Origin of the sequence: Streptomyces sp. 150FB, assembly GCF_000818195.1 — a bacterium.
GTDB lineage: Bacteria > Actinomycetota > Actinomycetes > Streptomycetales > Streptomycetaceae > Streptomyces.
On record NZ_JTHL01000001.1, the window covers coordinates 4067203 to 4068419 of the forward strand.

A 1217-nucleotide genomic window follows, 5' to 3' on the forward strand; every position below is an offset into this window, starting at 1 on the left:
CGCCGGCGGCCTCCGGCGCCGGTACGGGCGCGTACCGCCCGCGCGGCGGCGCGTGATCGACCTCTTCCGCGCTGCGGCCGATCATGGTGCGCCGGGCGTGCGCGGCCTCGGCGGGCGGCTCGGCAGGATCGTCGGGTACGAGGAAGTCACCCTCGGCCGAAGCCGTCTCCCCGCGCAGCGAGGGCGAGGGGACGGCGGGGTCGGAGACGGAGTCGGAGTCGGACTCGTCGGACTCATCGGCGTCGGGCCCGTCGGCGGCGGCGTCGGAGAGGTCGGCCCCCGCGTCAACATCGTCACCACCATCAGCGTCGGCACCGGCACCGTGAACGCCGTTGTCGGTGGCCTCCACGTCAGGCACCTTAGGCGCCGGCTCAACCGGCAGCGGGTCCGACGCCGCGTCCGCGCTGTCCGGCTGTGCGGGCTCGTCCGACGTGTCCGCGAGGCCCGAGGCGGACGACTCTTCTTTCAGCCGGGCCGCGAACCGGTCCAGCAGCCGGTGCGCCGCCGCCGTCGCCGTCTCCGCCTGGACATCGGCCAGGCGGCCTTCCGCCCGCGACTCGGCCGTGAAGACCAGCGTCGTGCCGCCGCGCGTCTTCTTCAGCCGCAGCGTGACCTTCAGCCCGGCCATCCCCCTGCCGCGCGCCTCCGCGCCCTCCCCCTCCGCAGTGAAGACACCCTTCCGCTCGACCAGCGTCAGCGTCCCGCGATAGGTGATCGAGTGGCCGCCGATCCGGACCTTGAGGCGCCCCGAGAGCGGGGACGCTTCCGCGTCCGCGTCCTGCTGGAGTCCCGGAACGCAGCGGGCCACCCGCTGGGGGTCCCGCAGGGTCTGCCGGAGGGTCTCTGCCGATACCGGAATGAACACCTCATGCTCCATGAACAACGAGCCTACTCAGCCGACGCCGCTCAGGCGCCCTCCTGGGCGGAACCGGCACAGATCATGGTCGTACCGGAGCGGGTTCCCCTCGCACGGCCCCCCTTCGCACGCACCCCTTCGCACGAACCCCCTCGCACGGCCCCGCCCCGACCGACCCGGATCAGCCCCCGTAGCGCGGATGCACCAGGGTCGACGGCGGCAGGTCCGGTATCCGGGTGCGCTCGGCGCTGCGCTCGTCGGCCGCCAGCACCGGCGCGGCCAGCGAGCGCAGTGGCGGCGTGTCGGTCGCGAGTCCGAGCGGCGGCGGCCGGCTGCTCCGGGCCGCGAGTTCGAAGCCCCA

At 74.4% G+C, this 1217-nt stretch carries 1 protein-coding gene and 1 pseudogene; both read right to left on the bottom strand.

The annotated features are described in order from the left end of the window. Nucleotides 1-865, bottom strand: an 865-nt coding sequence (locus QR77_RS46710; protein WP_160310923.1) for an SRPBCC domain-containing protein, incomplete at its 3' end; no start/stop codon positions are given. A 172-nt stretch (nt 866-1037) separates the two neighbouring features. Next, nucleotides 1038-1217: pseudogene (locus QR77_RS46715) on the bottom strand (spermidine synthase); the annotation flags it as partial.